This is a genomic window from Sandarakinorhabdus glacialis (assembly GCF_014643455.1).
GTDB classification, from domain to species: domain Bacteria; phylum Pseudomonadota; class Alphaproteobacteria; order Sphingomonadales; family Sphingomonadaceae; genus Sandarakinorhabdus; species Sandarakinorhabdus glacialis.
Genome location: NZ_BMJM01000014.1, coordinates 46,797 through 63,574 on the forward strand (window position 1 = coordinate 46,797; position 16,778 = coordinate 63,574).

Sequence of the window (16,778 nt, forward strand, 5' to 3'; positions counted from 1 at the left end):
AATTTCTTGACACGGGTTCGTCAGAATTTTGACGGACGGGGTGTCGGTTTATTGACACCTGGTTGGGCCGGTCAAGCGTTTCTCCTGCGCGTATCGGGGTAACGGCCGGTTGGCACGCACCTTGCTAGGCAGGGGGTATGAACAACTCATCCGCCGCCAAGATTATTCCGAAGCCGACAGGCCGGAGTGCCAGCGTCGATTGGCTTCCGGGACTCTCGGCGATCGATCTTGGGGATACGCTGCTGGTTTGCGACGGGTCGCAGCCGGGGTGGCGACATGTCGCCCTGGCGCCAGCGGCGCGGTCGCGGGCTGTCGTCCAGCATAACCGGCTCGACCTCCGGGTGGCCCCGGGCGACCATGAATTTGCGCTGGCGTTGATCGCCGCGTTTATCGCCCGCGGCGAGGCACCGACGGCAGCGGCGCAGTCGAGCCGCGACCTGCTGGCGCTGGCGGCGCGCGTCGCACCCCGCGACATCTCGATCCTGATCGAAGGTGCCACCGGCACCGGCAAGGAGGGGTTGTCCCGCCTTGTCCATGACTTGTCCCCTCGCCGCGACTCACCCTTTGTCGCGGTCAACTGCGCCGCGCTCCCCGAAGCGATGTTGGAAGCAGCATTGTTCGGACACGAGCGCGGCGCCTTTACCGGTGCTGTCGGCGGTGGTCGCGGCCTGTTCCGCGCTGCTGACGGCGGGACGTTGCTGCTCGATGAAGTCAGCGAGATCCCGTTGGCATTGCAGGCGAAGTTGTTGAGGGCGTTGCAGGAACGTGAAGTGCTGCCGATCGGCGCGGTCAAGCCCGAGAAGGTCGATGTGCGGATCATCGCGTGTGCGAACCGCGATTTGGCCGGCGAAGTCGCGGCCGGGCGGTTCCGCGCAGATCTTTTTTATCGGCTGGCGGTGTTTCCGCTGCGGACGCAGACGCTCGCCGAGCGGCCTCAGGATGTCGTCGCGATTGCCGCGCATTGGTTGCTGAAGGCCGCTGCCGATACGGTGTGCTGGCCAACTGCAGCTGCGTTGGCGCGCCTGTCGGCGCACCCCTGGCCGGGGAATGTTCGCGAGCTCGGGAATGTGCTCGACCGGGCATTGGTGCTGTGCGACGGCGACCGGATCGAGGTCTCGCACCTGATCTTCGATCGGCTTGCGCTGCCCGATGAAGATTCTGCGGCGTTGCCGGGGCTGGTGCGGCATCATGAGGCGCGGGTGATCCGCGACGTGCTGGCGGAGACGCGGAGCCGGCGTGCGGCGGCGGAGCGGCTGGGGATCAGCGAGCGGACCCTGCGGTATAAGATTGCGGCGATGGGGGCAGGGCGGCCGATCGTCCAGCACGCCGGTCAATCGGGCGCGCAGAACACGGTCCAGTAAATGTTGCCGCCGGTCGATACGCGGTCGGTGCTGGCGCTACGCGCGCAGATACTCGAGCGTAGCAGCACCCTGTCGCAAGTCGCTGGAAACGCCGCGCGCGTCGATGCGCCGGCGCGGTTCGATACGGCGATGGGCGATGCCCTGAAGGCGGTCAGCAATATCCAGGAGAAGGCGGGTGGCGCGGCGACGGCATATGAACGCGGCGACAGCCATGACCTGGCCAGCGTGATGATCGCGCGGCAAAAGGCGTCGATCGCGTTCGAGGCGACGCTGCAGGTCCGCAATCGGCTGCTAGGCGCCTACAAGGACGTGATGAGCATGCCGCTGTGATCGGCGGCGTATCATGAACGAGCAGATTGCGCTCTTGCCGGCGCTGGTGCGCGATGCCGGCGCGTCGTGGCCGGATCGGGCGCGAGCGTTGGTTGCAAGCCCGGCGGTGGTGCGGGCGCGGCCGGCGATCCTGGTGGCGGCGGCGATCATCGCGGTGCTGGCGGTGGGCATGATGCTGCGGTCGCCCGACTGGCGGCCACTGTATGGCGAAATGTCGGACGGCGATAAATCTGCGGTGCTGGCGGCGCTCCAGGGGGGCAATTATGCGGCTCGCATCGACCCCGATACCGGTAGCGTCGAGGTTGCGGCAGGCGATGTCGCGGCGGCACGGATCCTGCTTGCCGGGCAGGGATTGCCCAAGTCCGCCATGGCGATAGACCCGGTTGGTGACATGCCATTGGGCCTGAGCCGAGCGGTCGAGGCGGCGCGTTTGAAGAATGCCGCGTCGAGCGAACTGGCGGCGTCGATCGAGGCGATCGACGGCGTCAAGCGGGCGACCGTGCACATCGCGTTGCCCGAGCCGAGCGTGTTCGTGCGGGACAAGGCGCCGGCGAGTGCGTCGGTGTTCGTGACGCTGGCGCCGGGGCGGGTGCTGGGCGAGGCGCAGGTGCGAGCAATTGTGTGGCTGGTGAGTTCGTCGGTGGCGGGACTGGCGGCGGACAAGGTCAGCGTCGTCGACCAGTCTGGAGCGCTGCTGTCGGCGGGGACCAGCGCCGGTGAGGCGCAGCAGCTGGGGTATCAGGTAAAGCTGGAATCGATGGTGCGCGAGCGGCTGTTCAAGCTGCTGACGCCGCTCATTGGTGGTGGCAAGTTTACCGCAGAAGTTGCTGCGGACGTTGATTATAGCCAGAGCGAGGCGTCGTCGGAGCGCTATGCGCGCGATGGCGCGGTGCTGCGTAGCGAGGCCGCCAGTCGGGCACTGGATTCGAGCCCGGCGCCGGCGCGGGGAATTCCCGGAGCGCTGTCCAACACGGCACCGGCGGCGGCGCAGTTGACGGCGACGCCGCCTGTTGCGCAGACGGCGGCAGTGGCTGCGTCGGCGCCGGTCGTGACCAGCGAGACGACGAACCGCGCCTGGGAGATCGGCAAGGACGTGTCGGTGACGCGGGGGACGGTACCGCGGTTGCGGCGGCTGTCGGTGGCCGTGGTGATCGACAAAGGGGCCCTGGGCGGGGCGCAGGACTTGGCGGCATTGACACGGATCGTGCGCGGGGCGGTGGGATATGATGCGGCGCGGGGCGATGTCGTCGAGGTGCAGACCCGGCGCTTTGCGGTCCCGGCGGCCGAGCCGGCGCCGGCCTGGTATGAGGCTCCGGCAGTGCGGGACTATGCGCCCTGGGGTGTGGTGGCGATCGTCGTGCTGGTTGGCGGTATCGCGGCATTTGTCGTGATGCGGCGGCGCAGGTTGGCTGCGGCGGCGATCGTGCCCGCGATCGTCGACGGCGGCGATCTCGCGCCGGTGGCGGACCAGGCAATCGATTATTCGGTCAAGCTGGGCACCACGCGCGGACTGGTTCACGACGATGCCGACCGGGCGACGGCGGTGGCGCGGCAGATGCTGGCGGCGGCGACGTGACGGGGGTTCTTTCGGGCGCACAGAAATGTGCGATCCTGGTTCTGTTGCTCGAGGAGCCGCAAGCGGCGGACATGCTGCGGCGGATGGATGCTGCCGAGGTACGGGCGGTCGGCGAGGCGATGCTGTCGGTGGCTGAGATCGAGCCGGCGGCAATCGATGCGGTCCTGGGCGAGTTCATCGAGCGGACGCGCGGCGTCTCGGCACTCGACAGCCAGGGGCGGCAGGTGCGGGCAGTGTTGTCGCGTGCGCTGGGAACACCGCGGGCGGAGCGCGTGATCGACCATATCGGTCCGCCAGCTGCGGCGCGGCGGTTTGCGGGGCTCGACTGGCTCGACGCGGGGACGATCGCGGCGTTGCTGGCGGACGAGCATCCGCAGGCGGTGGCGGTGGTGCTGGCGCATCTGCCCGAGACCGTCGCGGCCGCGGTACTGGATGGGTTGCCCGAGGCGATGCAGGGCGACCTGGTGTTGCGGCTGGCGACGTTGAAGCCGGTGGCGCCGGCGGTGATCGCCGGGCTTGAGGCTGACCTGGACGCCAAGCTTTTGGCGCAGGACCAGCCTGTCAACAACGCGTCGTTGGCGGGGCCCGGCTTTACGGCCCGGATGGTAAAACTATCAGCTAATAAGAAGGGTTTGCTAGCAGCGCTTGCAGAAATGGATGAGACGCTGGCGGGTGAGATCGCGGCGCAGCAATTCGTCTTTGGCGACATGATATTGCTATCGCTCAAGGATGTTCAACTCGTGTTGCGCGAGGCCGATCCGCAGGGTTTGGCGGCGGCATTGAAGGGTGCCGATGCCGAACTGCGGGCGTTGATATTCTCGGCGATGTCGAGCCGGGCGGCGACGCAGTTGCAGGATGACCTGGCCGAGCGTGGGCCGATGAAGCGCGCCGAGGTTGAGGCGGCACAAGCCGAGATCTGCGGGCTGGTGCGGCGGCTGGGCGATAGCGGGGCGCTGATGCTGCCGGGGGCGGTGGGCGCGTATGTCTGAGGGATTGGCTGGACTTTTGAGTGCCTTGCAACCGGTGGCAGAGATGCCGGTGGATCTTGAGGCCATTCGGGCCGGGGGCTGGGCGGACGGTTTTGCGGCTGGGGAGGCGCGGGCCGAGGCTGGGTTGGCGCCGGTGCGAGAGCGGATGGCGGCGGCGGTGGAGGGGCTGGAGGCGGCGTGCCGGGTCGATGTCGATCGGGTGCGGCCGGTGGTCTTGGGGCTGGTCCGACGCTTGGTCGAGGCTGTTCTGCAGCGAGAATTATCGTTGAATGATAGCGTGATGGATCGACTGGTTGACTCTGCGCTTGAAGCTGTGCGGCCGGGGGAAGGGGCGGTTTTGCGGGTGCATCCGGTGACTTTGGCGGGGTTGGGGGTGCTGGCGATCGCGACCGAGGCAGATGCGGGGATGGCGCTCGATGCTGTGGTGGTGACGGGGACGGACTTCGTGATCGAGGTTGGGCTTTCGGCGCGACTGGCTGAAATCATGGAGGAAATGTCATGAGCGTGTCGGCGGCTATGGCTTCGGTGCTGGATAGCCTGGTGGTGCCCGACCTGCCGGTTCGGCGTGGAGGGCGGGTTGTCGCGTTCGACGGGACGACAATCGAGGCGGTCGGGATCGAGGCGCTCGTCGGGGGGCGCGCGATTGTCGGCCAGGATCGCCAAGCCGCCGAGATTATTGGGTTTCGTGATGGGCGGGCGTTGTTGATGGGGCTTTCGCCATTGGCCGGCATCGTGCCGGGGGCGATCGTCCTAACCGATAGCCGACTGGATGAAGTGGCGGTTGGTTCGGCGCTGCTGGGGCGGGTGATCGACGGGCTTGGGCGGCCTTTGGATGGGTTGGGGCCGGTCGGTTCGGGGGCGGTTCCGGGTATGCGGCGGGGTGTTTCGCGCCCGCAGATGGGACCTGGGGAGCGTTCCAGGGTCAGTGAGGTTCTGGCGACCGGGGTTCGTGCCATCGATGGCCTGCTGACGCTGGGTCGCGGGCAACGGGTCGGCATCATGGCGGGGACAGGTGTGGGCAAATCAGTGCTGCTCGGCCAGGTCGCGCGCTGGGCCGCGGCCGATGTCGTGGTGATGGCGCTGATTGGCGAGCGCGGCCGCGAGATCACCGATTTCATCGAGACCGAACTGTCGGGTCCGGCACGGGCGCGGACGGTGACGGTGGCGGTGCCGGCGGCGGATGCGCCGCTGCTGCGGGTGCGCGGCGCCGAGCGGGCGTTCGCCATTGCCGAAGGGTTTCGCGACGAGGGCAAGCATGTGCTGCTGATCCTCGACAGCTTGAGCCGGGTCGTTCACGGCGCGCGCGAGGTGGCGCTGGCGCGCGGCGAGAATGGCGGGGCGCGCGGCTATCCGCCGTCGGCGCTGGCGTTGATCGCGGCGCTTGCGGAGCGTGCCGGGGGTGACCGGCGCAGCGGCGGGGCCATTACCGCGATCGTGACGGTTTTGTCGGAGGATGGCGGCAATGACCCGGTCGTCGACGCGGCGCGCGGGGTTCTCGACGGGCATATATTGCTCAGCCGGCGGCTGGCGGGGCGGGGGCAGTTTCCGGCGATCGACCTGGGGGCCTCGGCGAGCCGGGTGATGGCCGACGTCTGTACGCCCGAGCATCTGGCGGCGGCGGCGCGGTTTCGGCGGCTGGCTTCGCTTGTCGAGGACAATCGCGACCTGGTTCTGATGGGGGCCTATTCGCCCGGCGCCGATGCCGAGCTCGATGCGGCGCTGGCGTTGGCTGGCCCCCTTGAGCGCTACCTCGTGCAGCCGCGTGCCGATCGGATCGGCTTTGAGGCGGCGCGGGATGCGCTGGTGCAGCTCGTCGCATGAGCAGGCGCGAGGAGATGATGGACCGGGTGATCCGGGTGCGGCGGGTACGGGAGCGGTTGGCGCTGGCGGCGCTGGGGCGGGTCCAGTCGCGGCAGGTCGCGGAGGCGGCGTTGCTGGCACGGGTCGGGTCGTTGCTCGGCGGCGTGGCAGCAGGATTGATGGCGGCCGATGCGGCTTCGGCGCGGGCGCGGGCCGATGCGGTGCTGGGGAGGTTGGCGGACGATGTCGGGCAGCGGCTGGCGGTGACGCGGGAGGACCAGCAGCGACTGGCGCAGGGGTTGGCGCGGGCGCGGGCGGCGGTCGATGCGGCGGTGGCGCGGCGGTCTGGTTCGGGAGATGAATTGTGAGCGATATGCTGGGGTTGCCGGGCGGGGGGGTGGCGGTGGCGGTTGCCGTGCCGGCGGCGGTGCGCGCGCCGGGCGGTGCCGGGAGCGGTGCGGGATTTTCCCTAGCGATGGCGACGGCGCGGGAGGAGCCCGCCGAGGGGCGGGCAGTGGCAGCGGCGATGCTGTGGCGGGTGATTGATGGGCCGTCTTTGGCGGGTGCGGGAGACGATGACGAGGACGTGATTGGTTCGGGTGTGTCGGGGGAGGGTGTCGGCGTGGGTGCGAGCGGGATGGAGTTCGTGGCGGGGTCGATTCCGGGGGGTGGCGCTTTATTGGTCGGGCGGGAGATGGGCCCCGGCCTTCGCCGGGGTGACGGGGAAAGTGGGGCGGCGGCGGTTGGGGTGGGTGACCTGGCAGGCGCGGGCGGCTTGAGGGAGGTAGGTTTGTCGGCGGAGCCGGCTTTGTTGGCGAGGATGGGTTTGTCGGCAAGGACGCCTTTGTTGGTGAAGACGGCGTTGTCGGCGAAGACGCCGTTGTTGGCGCAGAAGGGCGGCAGTGATCCCGGGGCGGGTATTGTCGGGGAGACTGGCGGTTCGCGCCCGGTTTTGAGTGAATGGGCGATTGAGGATCGTGCGGATCTGAGCCTGACTTTGGCGCGGGGGCGTGACGGGCGCGGGGGCGTCGTATCGGGTGCAAAGATCGTTGTCGGGGCGGGGGCGCTTTCGGCGGGTGCCGGGGTGCAGGGGCGAGACGGGACCGGTTCTGCCGATGCGGGTGGGGGGCTTGGGTTTGGGCTCGGTGGGTCGGGGTTTCTGGGTGGGATTCCGGTTGGGGGTGAGGGTCGTGGCGTTGCCGGCTCTGGGCCGATTAGTGCGGGGATTTCGGGCGGCGGTGCGGCACGCGGTGGCACGCTTGAGAGCGTTCGCGAAGCGCCGCGGACCGGCGCTGACAGTGGAATGCCTGGGAGTGCGGCGGCTGCGCCGACCGGGTTTGCAGCGCCGACTGGATTTGCAGCGCCGACTGGATTTGCAGCGCCGACTGGGGCTGGGATTGGACGCATTTCGGTTTCTTATGAGGAAGGTGGCGAGATCGCCGCGAAGCCGGCTGTGGGGGTGGCTTCCGGCGATGGCGCGGCCAGCAGTGGGGGCACGGTCGTTGGCGGGGTTGCGGGCCGGATCGAGGTCGCCGGCGGTGGTGGCGCGAGTGGCGGTGCGGGGGCCGGCGGCCGTGGCTTTGCCGGACCGGGGGCGCAAGCTGCGGACGGCGCGGCGCCTGGTCTGGAACTGGAATTGGCCGGGCTGAGCGGTTTTGGCGATGCGGCACCAGGATCGGTGGATGCGGGGCCACGGGGATTGCCAGTGTTCGGGTCGGCGGCGGTTTTGGCGGCGGGTGCCGCAGGCAATTTTTCGGCTGGGGTAAGCCTCGGCGCGAGCGGGGCCGAGAGCGCGCCGGTACTGGTGGCGACCGAGGCTTTGGGCGACGTGGCGATCGGGTTGGAAGGCGGGCCGCGGGACTTGCGGGTTTCGGTGTCGGCTTCGGCAGCGGCGGCGGGTTTGCTGGCGGGGGAGGCGCCGCGGCTGGCGGCCGAACTGGCGGCGGCGGGACTGCGGTTGCAGTCGCTCGATATCGGCGGGGTGCGGGCTGATTTTCGCGATGGGTCGGCTGGCGGTTCGGGCGCTGCGTCTGGCGGCGGGGGCGGAGCCGGGTTTGGCGGCGGGGTGGCGAGCGGCCAGACAGGCGGGGGTGCGGGCGGGGGTGCAGGCGGGGGGGCGGCCGGTGGATCGATGCGGGATGGTGGGCAGCGCGTGTCGGCCAGCGCACCTGCTGTCGATGCGATCGCTTCGATGCCGGCTGTGCTGCGGGCGCGGGGGGCGGATCGTTATGCTTGAGCGGGGGAATGCTTGGCAGATCGGGCCTGGTGCTGATTTCTGGGAGAGCGGGAGATGGGCCCCGGCCTTCGCCGGGGTGACGAAATTGAACATCACCCGCCTCTGTCCGGGAAATCGGCCCCGGCCTTCGCCGGGGTGACGAAATTGGGCGTCTCTCGCCTCTCCCCGAACGGGAGAGGGGATTTGTCGATCTTGTTTGGAATTGTGAGGGCGGATCATGAACAGTGCGGTTGTCGAGGGCGGCAAGACGGGGAAATCTAAGGGTGGCGGCGGGCTTGGCCGTGCGCTGGTGATCGGGGCGGCGTTCGTCGCCGGGGCGGCGGCGGGGGGGGTTGGCGGGGCGATCGGGGCCAGCCGGCTGCTGCCTGCCGCAGGGGGGCATGCGGTGGCGGAGGCCGCCGCGGCGCCGGTCGAATATGTCGAGATCGATAATGCCTTTACGTCGAACCTGGTCGACACCGGGCGGTATCTGCAGGTGCGGCTTTCGGTGGCGACGACCGGGGGGGGGCCGGTGGTGGCGGCGATCGGCAAGCACAAGCCGGCGCTCATCTCGGCGGTCCTGTCGGTGCTGGGCGAGCTTTCGGAGATCGATGTCGCCGACCGGCCGGCGAAGGACAAGCTGCGGACGCGGTTGAAGGATGCCGTCAACGAGACGCTGCGGTCGCGCGGCCAGGTGCCGGGCATCGACGAAGTGTTCTTTACCAGCCTGGTGGTCCAGTGAACGACCTTCGCATTCGATCGGAAGCGGGGCCCGACCCGGTGTGGCCGCAGGCGTTTCGGCCGGCACCGGCGGGGGCAGCGGCGCGGGATGAGGACGATAGCGACTTCGGGCCTTTGATGATTGCTGTCGGGCGGGCGCTGGGGGTGATGTTCGGGGCGGTGGTCGAGGTCTTGCCGGGGCGGCCGCCGCGGGCGGTGGGTAACGAGGTGGTGCCGGAGGTGGCGCCGGTGCTCGCCGGGTTGCTGGCGACGGTGCAGTTCGGCGGGGATGTGGCGCGGGTGTCGGCGTCATCTGCCGGCGGGGTTGCCGTGGCGCGACAGGCGCGGGCGATTGCCGATGCGGTGGCGGCGGTGGCGGCGCGGGTTTGGCCGATGGGGTCGACGCGGGCAGGGTTCGACCTCGATGTCGCAGTCGGCGGAGTGGCGGGGCATGTGCGGGTGACGGCGCCGGTGGTGGCCGAGGCCGAGCCTGTACCGGTGGCGGCGGCGTCGACGCGGTTGTTCGATTTGCCGATGCGGGTGCGGGTCGAATTGTCGGGCGCGATGGTGATGGCGGGGTCGTTGCTGCCGCTGCGCGCCGGGGCGGTGCTGCCGATCGAGCCGTGCGCCGAGATGCCGTTGCTGCTCGGTAACCATCATATCGGGCGGGCGACGGTGCTGCCGCTGACCGATGGGCGTCAGCAGGCGAGCATCACGGCGCTGGGGGTCATGGTTGTGCCGGGAATCGGTGGGGGAGGACGGCGATGAACGCGGAAACGCCTGGCGGGCTGATGGCGGCGGTAGACGAACTGGGGCTGTTTGGCGGGATTTCGGTGCGGCTTTCGGTCGAGGTCGGGGCGGTGCGGATGAGCCTGCGCGAGGTGCTGGCCTTGCAGGTCGGGGGGATCCACGCGCTCGACCGGCGGGTCGACCAGCCGGTCGATGTGCTGATCAACGAGCGGCTGATTGCGCGGGGTGAGATCGTGTCGATCGGCGATCGGTTCGGAGTGAAGCTGACCGAGATCCTGCCGGGCGGGGTGGGGTGATGGGCAATTGGGTGGAGAAGTTGCGGGCGAAGCTGCCGCGCGGGTTGGGCGACGCACCGCGGTTTGCCAAGGTGGTGCAGGCACTGCCGCTGGGGCCGGGGAGCCGGTTGCTGGTGGTCGAGTTCGGCGGGCGGCGATTGCTGATCGGGCAGGCGCGGACGGGGTTGGTGCGGCTGGGAGAGGCCCAAGGCGCGGATCTCGGCGGTGAATGAGGTGCCCTCGCTGACGGCTTCGTTGCCGACACTGTCGTCGTCGATCCAGATCCTGATGCTGATGTCGGCGCTGACGCTGTTGCCGGCGGCGCTGTTGATGATGACGTGTTTTACGCGGATCGTCATCGTGCTGGCGATCCTGCGCCAGGCTTTGGGGCTGGGGCAGAGCCCGCCGAACCAGCTGCTGGTCGGCATGGCGCTGTTGATGACGCTGTTCGTGATGAAACCCAATTTCGACCGGATTTACGATGGAGCCTATGCGCCGATGGTGGCCGGCGCGGTGGGGGCGGATGTCGCCTTGGCGCGCGCGGGGGCGGAGTTGAAGGACTTCATGCTGGCGCAGACGCGCGAGGCAGATCTGCGCAAATTTGCCGAGATCTCGGGGACGGGGCCGTTTGCGGCGCCGCGCGATGTGCCGTTGACCGTGGTGCTACCGGCGTTCGTGGCGAGCGAGTTGAAGACGGCGATGCAGATCGGCTTCGTGGTCTATCTGCCGTTCCTGGTGATCGACCTGATCGTGTCGAGCATCCTGATGTCGCTGGGCATGATGATGGTGTCGCCGGCGACGGTGAGCCTCCCGGTGAAGCTGGCGCTGTTCGTTTCGATCGACGGCTGGACGCTGGTGCTGGGGTCGCTGGCGAAGAGTTTCGGGGGTGGCGGGTGATTTATGCCGTGGCGGGCGTGGTGGGCGACATGCCCGATGACCGGATGCTGGTGGCGATTACACGGGCGGCGGTGATCCTGTTCGCCGAGAGTACGGCGGTGTTCCTGGTGCCGATTTTGGTGGTCGCGGTGGTGGTGGGGCTGGTGCAGACCATCTTGTCGGTGTCGGAGACGAGCCTGTCGTTCTTGCCCAAGCTGCTGACATTGGTGGCGGTGATGGCGATTGCCGGCGACAGCGTGATGCGGGCGCTGGGGGATTTCATGGAGAGCGGCCTGCTCGACATGGTCGGGGCGATCCGGTGAATATCGAGGTGCCGGCCTTTGACGGGTTGGCGATGATGACGCGGTTCACGCTGGCCGGCGTGCGGCCGATGGTGATGCTGGCGCTGTTGCCGGGATTGGCGGGGGCGATGCTGCCGTGGCGGGCGCGGTTGGCGGTGGCGGCTTCGCTGTCGGTGTTTACGGCGTTCGGGCCGGGAGCGGTGGAGCTGATGTTTGCGATGCTGCCGGGGGAGGTTGTGGCGGGGCTGCTGGCGGGGATGGCGGTGGCGCTGGCGTTTGCGGCGGCGCAGATGGCGGGCGAGGTTTGCGCCAATATCATGGGGTTGGGGTTTGCCAGCCTGGCGGGGGCGGGGGGGAGCGTGTCGGTGGTCGGCGGGCTGTTCGGGGCGCTGATGTGGTGTGCGTTCCTCGGGAGCGACGGGTTCTTGTGGCTGTTCGCCGCGATCGTGGAGGGGCAACGGGTTTTGCCGCCGGGCGGGGTCAGTCTGGAACTGCTGGCGAGTTATGGCGCAGTGATGTTTGCCGGGGGGTTGCGGATGGCTTTGCCGGTGGTGGCGCTGTTGTTGCTGGGGAATTTGCTGGTGGCGGTGGCTTCGCGGTCGGCGCCGCAGCTCGGGGCGATGTCGGTGGGGCCGGCGGCATTGCTGCTGGCGTTCGTGTGGGCGCTGCCGTTGCTGTTCGAAGGGTTGCTGGGGCGAGCGGTGGTGACGCTTAACGCGGCGCAGGGGCTGTTGTTGTGAGTGACGCCGAAAAGACGCTGCCGGCGACGCCGCGGCGGCGGGAGGAAGCGCGTAAACAGGGGAATGTGTGGCAGCCGCGCGAGCTGGGGCCGGCGGTGGCGGTGGGGGTGGCGGCGCTGGCGGCGATGATGATGGGGCCGGGGTTGTGGGGGGCGCTTGGCGGGTATTTGTCGGCGGCGCTGGCGGTGCCGATGGAGGGACTGCCGGTGACCGAGATGGCGGGGATGGTGCCGGCGCGGTGGCCGTTGGGGCTGGCGGCGGCGGTGATGCTGGCGAGCGGTGGGCTGTCGGTGGCGGCGGTGCGGCATGTGACGATGGATAGCCTGGCGCCGAAATGGTCGCGGGTCAGCCCGGTGAAGGGGCTGCAGCGGATATTTTCGATGAGTGGGCTGATGGGGGGTGGGACGGCATTAATGAAGCTGGCGGCGGTGGCGGGGGTTGCGATGGTGGTGGTGGTGCCGATGGTGCGTGAGCTGGCGCATGTCGAGGACGTCGGCGGGATCGGTGGGGCGGTGGTGCGGGTCCTGGCGGCCTCGGCGTTGATGTTGCTGCTGGTGGCGGTGGTCGATGGGGCGATCTCGTGGATGTTGCGCGAGAAGAAGCTGATGATGTCATTGGATGAGGTGAAGCGCGAAAGCCGGCAGAATGATGGGGCGCCCGAGGTGAAGGCGGCCATTCGCCGGGCACAGTTTGCGGCGTCGAAGCGGCGGTTGCAGACGTCGCTGGCGGAGGCTTCGGTGGTGGTGGTCAATCCGGTGCATTTTGCGGTGGCGCTGCGGTATCGGCCGGGGATCGATGCGGCGCCGGTGGTTATCGAGAAGGGGCGGCTGGAGACGGCACTGGCGATCATCGCGGTGGCGGGGGAGATGGCGATCCCGGTGGTGCGGACGCCCAGGTTGGCGCGGGCGTTGTTCTTTACAGCCAAGATCGGCCAGCCGGTACGCGAGGAATTGTTCAATGCGGTGGCGACGATCCTGGCGTTCGTGATGCGGGTCGATGCGGAGACGGTCGCCAGGGCGGCGCCGGGCGTATTCGTGCCGCCGGCGTTCGATTTCGACGAGCATGGTGAGCGGCGCAAGGCGGGGGCGGCTTAGCCGTAATCAGCATATGGCTTCGATAGTTTCCTCGTTGGGCGCCGGGTCGGGGATCGATACCAAGGCGCTGATCGACGAGCTGGTGGCGGCGGAAAAGGCGGCGCGGACGACGCCTTTGACGACGCGAACTGTCGTGCTCGATGCGCAGATCTCGGCGTTGGGGCAATTGCGATCGGCGATGCAGACGATTGCCGGGTCGCTCGATGCGCGGGTCAAGGACGGCACGCTGGGGTTGGTGCCCGTGAGCAACAGCGCGGCGGTGGCGATCGAGCGGGTTGGCACCGGGCCGGCGACGGCGTTCGTGTCGAGCATCAGCGTCAACCGGCTGGCGAGTGCGCAGGTGCTGACGGCGCCGGCGCTGACCGCGGGTGATGCGCCGGTCGGGCTGGGGACGCTGACGATCCAGATGGGGACGCGGACCGACCTGGGCGGCGGGGATTTCAGCTTTGCCGGGGCGGGGGCGGCGTTCGACGTGGTCATCGGTGCGAGCAACAACAGCCTGGTTGGTTTGCGCGATGCGATCAATCGCTGCGGCGCGGGGGTGAGTGCGGCGATCGTCAGCAACAATGGCACGGCGACGCTGTCGCTGCGCGGGGCGGACGGGACGGCGGGGGCCTTCATCGTCAGCGCGGCCGAGGATGCGGGGGCGCCGGGGTTGGCGCGCTTTGCCTATACGCCGGGGGCTCGGCCAATGACGCTGGCGGGGGCGGCGGGCAATGCGGAGTTGAGCCTCGACGGGATTGCGGTCAGCCGGGCGAGCAATGTCATCGATGATTTGGTGACGGGGGTACGGTTGCGTCTGGCGAAGGCCGATCCGGCGGTGGTTGTGACGGTCAGCGCGTCGCGCGATGGGGCGGCATTGGCGGCGACGATCAGCGATTTCGCGGTGACGCTCGGCGCGATGCGCGGGCTGATCGGGGATTTTCGCAAAGGCGCGGTCGGGACCGATGCGCCGGGGGCGCTGGCCAATGACCCGACGGCGCGGGCGATGGACCAGCGGATTGCCGGGCTGGCGGCGGCGGCGATCCCCGAGGCGAATGGCTTGCGGCTGCGCGACCTGGGGGTAAATATCAATCGCGATGGCAGCATTACCTTCGATGCGGCGCGCTTCGCCGCGCTGTCGCCAACGCGGTATGCCGACGCCGAGGCGCTGTTGAAGACACTGGCGGCGCCGTCCCTGTCGACCCAGCCGAACCGGCTGCAGTCGATTGCGGCGATGGCGACGCCGGCGACGGCGGGGTTGACGCGGCGGCGGGGTGGGCTGGCGACGGATCTGGCCAAGGTCGATGTGCGGCTGGCGACGTACCGGGCGACATTGGTGCGGCAATATTCGGCGATGGAGCGGATGGTGGCGGCGTCCAAGGCTGTGCAGGCGCAGTTGGAGCAGCAGATTGCGGCGTGGAATAACCAGGGGAATTAGGGGGATATCGGGCAAGGTTGGGCGTCACTCGACTTCGCTCGGGATGAGCAAAGCCGGGGGGGGGGTTGCGAGGCGCTTGGCGGCATTTGCGGTGTCAGGGCGGGTCTATTGTGCTTTGCGCGGCGGTGGATGCTGAAACGAGTTCAGCATGACGAATTGCTTGTCTGGTTCAGGCGACGCCGATGTGGAGGCGGCGCATTTTTTCGATCAGGGTGGTGCGTTGCAGGCCGAGGCGCTTGGCGGTGGCGGCGACGGCGCCGCCGGTGGCGGCAAGGGCCTCGGTTATATAGGCGGTTTCGAGGTCGGTGAGGATGCGCTTGAGGTCGATGAAGCCTTCGCCGAGGGTGACGGGCGGCTTGGCGATTGGCCTGGGGGCGATGGCGATGCGGAGGAGCTTGGAGAGGTCGCCCTGATCGATGACGGCGCCGGGGAAATGAGCTTGGGCGCGTTCGACGAAATTCTTGAGTTCGCGGACGTTGCCGAGCCAGGGTTGTGCCATCAGCACGGCGAGGGCAGCGTCGGTGAAGCGGATCGGCGGTGTGCCGCGGTCGCGCGGTTGGCGGCTGGTGAAATGCTGGATCAGGATTGGCAGGTCGTCGATGCGATCGGCGAGGCTGGGCATTTCGATGCGGATGACATCGAGGCGGTAAAGCAGGTCGGAGCGGAAGACGCCGCGATCGATGGCGGCGAACAGGTCGACGCTGGTGGCGGCGCAAATCCGGACGTCGACGGCGATAGGCAACATCCCACCGACGCGCTCGACGACGCGGGTTTCGAGGACGCGGAGCAGCTTGGCTTGCATCGCGGTGGCCATGTCGCCGACTTCATCGAGGAAAAGCGTGCCGCCATGTGCTGCTTCGAAACGGCCGGGGCGGGCGCGGATGGCACCGGTAAAGGCGCCGGCTTCGTGGCCGAACATCTCGCTTTCGAGAAGGTCGGGGGCTACTGCGGCGCAATTCAGGGCGATAAAGGGCTTGGCAGCGCGGCGGCTGCGCTGATGCAGCAATTGTGCGACTACATCCTTGCCCGAGCCCGATGGACCAGTGATCAGCACCGACGCGTTTGTATCGGCGATCTTTTCGATTTCAGATCTGATGGCTGCCATAATGGCAGTATTGCCAACGAGATGCGCGAGTGTGGAACTATCAAGGTCGCGGATTAACGTCATTATAAGGTCCGGTAAAGGTTAAACCATGTGTTAACACTTCGCTTACTATCGGTGATTTCTTCCGGTAGCTTGCGATTCACTTTAGAGGGAGTAAGTATAAAGTAGAAGGAAACCGTTGCCGAAATGACTGCTGAACCCCGCATTAATGCTGCCAATTGGAACCAATCTGGAGGTGACACACCTTCAATACGTATTGGCGCCGATCAAGCCAATAGTCCCGAAGCCGGTCCTGGCTGGAAAATAACCCGGCAATCCTTTGATAATATGCGGGATGCCGGAACCGTCGCCAACGAGTGCCTGCTGTTGGATAGCGGCGAACTGGCTGCGCTTTCTGTGGATGAACAGGCGCGATTGGGAGTGCCGATTGTACTCTCGTTGATAGATGGCGATGATGTCGATCCGGTACTCGCCGATGCCGCCGACGGCTTTGTCTTTGCCGGGGACGACGCAGCGACAATGACTGCAGTATTCGCTGGCGTTACTGCTCAGACAGGCTTTCAGGTTCGCGAATTCTCCGACGGTACAGCGCGGACCATCAACGCGCTGTCGGTCGAAGCTAGCCGCATCGCCGAGGCTCTCGCGCACCTCGCCGAAACCCAGCGGCGCATACCTGAAGCCGACCAACACGTCGACGCCATACTCGTGCGGCGGCTGCTAAAGGTTCGACGCGATCGCAATCGGTTTTTTCCTGCGGAGATCTTCGCCGACCCCGCTTGGGACATGCTGCTCGACCTGACGGCGGCACGACTGGAAAGCAAGACGGTGCCGGTTTCCTCGCTGTGCATTGCGGCTGCTGTGCCGACGACGACGGCGCTGCGGTGGATACGATCATTGACCGAAGCCGGGCTGTTCGAACGGCAGACCGACCCTGCGGACGCGCGGCGGACGTGGATCAGCCTGTCGGGCGAGGCTGCCGGGGGGATGCTGGCGTATCTGCGGATGTTCGGGGCGGTGTTTTCGTTGCGGTAGGGGGTAGGGCCTCCGGCGGCTGGGGCCTTGGCCCCAGACCCCATTTTGTTGTTTTGGCGGCTCGTGAATGGAGTTCGGGCCCTGTGGCCGTAATTACTCACCCCCTTGCCAAACCGGGCTGTCCGTGATTCATCCTTTCCATGAATCGCGAGGATCTTGAGGGGCTTACGAAACCTGAGTTGATTGATCTGGT

19 protein-coding genes are annotated in these 16,778 nt (G+C 67.9%); 18 read left to right on the forward strand and 1 reads right to left on the reverse strand.

What is annotated here, in order from left to right:
- Positions 1-137 precede the first annotated feature (137 nt).
- From IEW98_RS14640 to fliD, 17 genes are all read left to right on the forward strand, one after another.
- Positions 138-1,361: a sigma-54 interaction domain-containing protein gene (locus IEW98_RS14640; protein WP_188764015.1), complete on the forward strand. Its 1,224-nt coding sequence runs from the start codon at positions 138-140 to the stop codon at positions 1,359-1,361.
- A complete protein-coding gene (gene fliE / locus IEW98_RS14645; RefSeq protein WP_188764017.1) occupies positions 1,362-1,691 on the forward strand; it encodes a flagellar hook-basal body complex protein FliE in 330 nt (109 codons plus the stop codon).
- A 13-nt stretch (positions 1,692-1,704) separates the two neighbouring features.
- Positions 1,705-3,267 carry a flagellar basal-body MS-ring/collar protein FliF gene (fliF, locus tag IEW98_RS14650; protein WP_188764019.1) on the forward strand — a complete coding sequence of 521 codons (1,563 nt, stop codon included), beginning with the start codon at positions 1,705-1,707 and terminating at the stop codon, positions 3,265-3,267.
- The gene (locus IEW98_RS14655) at positions 3,264-4,256 is read left to right on the forward strand and encodes a flagellar motor switch protein FliG (protein WP_188764021.1); all 993 of its coding nucleotides are present in this window, start codon (positions 3,264-3,266) and stop codon (positions 4,254-4,256) included. Before fliF ends, IEW98_RS14655 begins: the two co-directional genes overlap by 4 nt.
- A gap of 43 nt (positions 4,257-4,299) precedes the next feature.
- Positions 4,300-4,758, forward strand: coding sequence for a FliH/SctL family protein (locus tag IEW98_RS14660; RefSeq protein ID WP_188764023.1), 459 nt, complete (start codon positions 4,300-4,302; stop codon positions 4,756-4,758).
- Positions 4,755-6,077 (forward strand): FliI/YscN family ATPase, encoded by a 1,323-nt coding sequence (locus tag IEW98_RS14665; RefSeq protein WP_243450800.1) that lies wholly within the window; start codon positions 4,755-4,757, stop codon positions 6,075-6,077. Before IEW98_RS14660 ends, IEW98_RS14665 begins: the two co-directional genes overlap by 4 nt.
- Complete coding sequence (locus tag IEW98_RS14670; RefSeq protein WP_188764025.1) at positions 6,074-6,424, forward strand: hypothetical protein; 351 nt, start codon at positions 6,074-6,076, stop codon at positions 6,422-6,424. The genes IEW98_RS14665 and IEW98_RS14670 overlap by 4 nt, the downstream gene beginning before the upstream one ends.
- Complete coding sequence (locus IEW98_RS14675) at positions 6,421-8,292, forward strand: hypothetical protein (protein ID WP_188764026.1); 1,872 nt, start codon at positions 6,421-6,423, stop codon at positions 8,290-8,292. Before IEW98_RS14670 ends, IEW98_RS14675 begins: the two co-directional genes overlap by 4 nt.
- A gap of 217 nt (positions 8,293-8,509) precedes the next feature.
- Positions 8,510-9,013 carry a flagellar basal body-associated FliL family protein gene (locus IEW98_RS14680; RefSeq protein ID WP_188764028.1) on the forward strand — a complete coding sequence of 168 codons (504 nt, stop codon included), beginning with the start codon at positions 8,510-8,512 and terminating at the stop codon, positions 9,011-9,013.
- Positions 9,010-9,759, forward strand: a complete 750-nt coding sequence (locus IEW98_RS14685) for a hypothetical protein (protein ID WP_188764030.1) — start codon at positions 9,010-9,012, stop codon at positions 9,757-9,759. The genes IEW98_RS14680 and IEW98_RS14685 overlap by 4 nt, the downstream gene beginning before the upstream one ends.
- Positions 9,756-10,037 (forward strand): FliM/FliN family flagellar motor switch protein, encoded by a 282-nt coding sequence (locus IEW98_RS14690; RefSeq protein ID WP_188764032.1) that lies wholly within the window; start codon positions 9,756-9,758, stop codon positions 10,035-10,037. Before IEW98_RS14685 ends, IEW98_RS14690 begins: the two co-directional genes overlap by 4 nt.
- Positions 10,037-10,249: a flagellar biosynthetic protein FliO gene (locus IEW98_RS14695; RefSeq protein ID WP_188764034.1), complete on the forward strand. Its 213-nt coding sequence runs from the start codon at positions 10,037-10,039 to the stop codon at positions 10,247-10,249. The genes IEW98_RS14690 and IEW98_RS14695 overlap by 1 nt, the downstream gene beginning before the upstream one ends.
- Positions 10,242-10,913 carry a flagellar type III secretion system pore protein FliP gene (gene fliP / locus IEW98_RS14700; RefSeq protein WP_243450801.1) on the forward strand — a complete coding sequence of 224 codons (672 nt, stop codon included), beginning with the start codon at positions 10,242-10,244 and terminating at the stop codon, positions 10,911-10,913. The genes IEW98_RS14695 and fliP overlap by 8 nt, the downstream gene beginning before the upstream one ends.
- Complete coding sequence (locus IEW98_RS14705; protein ID WP_188764036.1) at positions 10,910-11,215, forward strand: flagellar biosynthetic protein FliQ; 306 nt, start codon at positions 10,910-10,912, stop codon at positions 11,213-11,215. Before fliP ends, IEW98_RS14705 begins: the two co-directional genes overlap by 4 nt.
- Positions 11,212-11,934 carry a flagellar biosynthetic protein FliR gene (locus IEW98_RS14710; RefSeq protein ID WP_188764038.1) on the forward strand — a complete coding sequence of 241 codons (723 nt, stop codon included), beginning with the start codon at positions 11,212-11,214 and terminating at the stop codon, positions 11,932-11,934. Before IEW98_RS14705 ends, IEW98_RS14710 begins: the two co-directional genes overlap by 4 nt.
- Entirely contained in the window at positions 11,931-13,028 is a 1,098-nt protein-coding gene (locus IEW98_RS14715) for an EscU/YscU/HrcU family type III secretion system export apparatus switch protein (protein ID WP_188764040.1), read from the forward strand. Before IEW98_RS14710 ends, IEW98_RS14715 begins: the two co-directional genes overlap by 4 nt.
- A gap of 13 nt (positions 13,029-13,041) precedes the next feature.
- Positions 13,042-14,448, forward strand: coding sequence for a flagellar filament capping protein FliD (gene fliD / locus IEW98_RS14720; protein WP_188764043.1), 1,407 nt, complete (start codon positions 13,042-13,044; stop codon positions 14,446-14,448).
- A 169-nt stretch (positions 14,449-14,617) separates the two neighbouring features.
- Here the strand turns inward: fliD and IEW98_RS14725 are convergent, their stop codons facing one another.
- Positions 14,618-15,616 carry a sigma 54-interacting transcriptional regulator gene (locus IEW98_RS14725; RefSeq protein ID WP_188764044.1) on the reverse strand — a complete coding sequence of 333 codons (999 nt, stop codon included), beginning with the start codon at positions 15,614-15,616 and terminating at the stop codon, positions 14,618-14,620.
- 264 nt (positions 15,617-15,880) lie between these two features.
- Here IEW98_RS14725 and IEW98_RS16825 point away from each other — a divergent pair, with 264 nt between their 5' ends.
- Positions 15,881-16,585: a helix-turn-helix domain-containing protein gene (locus IEW98_RS16825; RefSeq protein WP_308785508.1), complete on the forward strand. Its 705-nt coding sequence runs from the start codon at positions 15,881-15,883 to the stop codon at positions 16,583-16,585.
- The last annotated feature ends 193 nt before the right edge of the window (positions 16,586-16,778 follow it).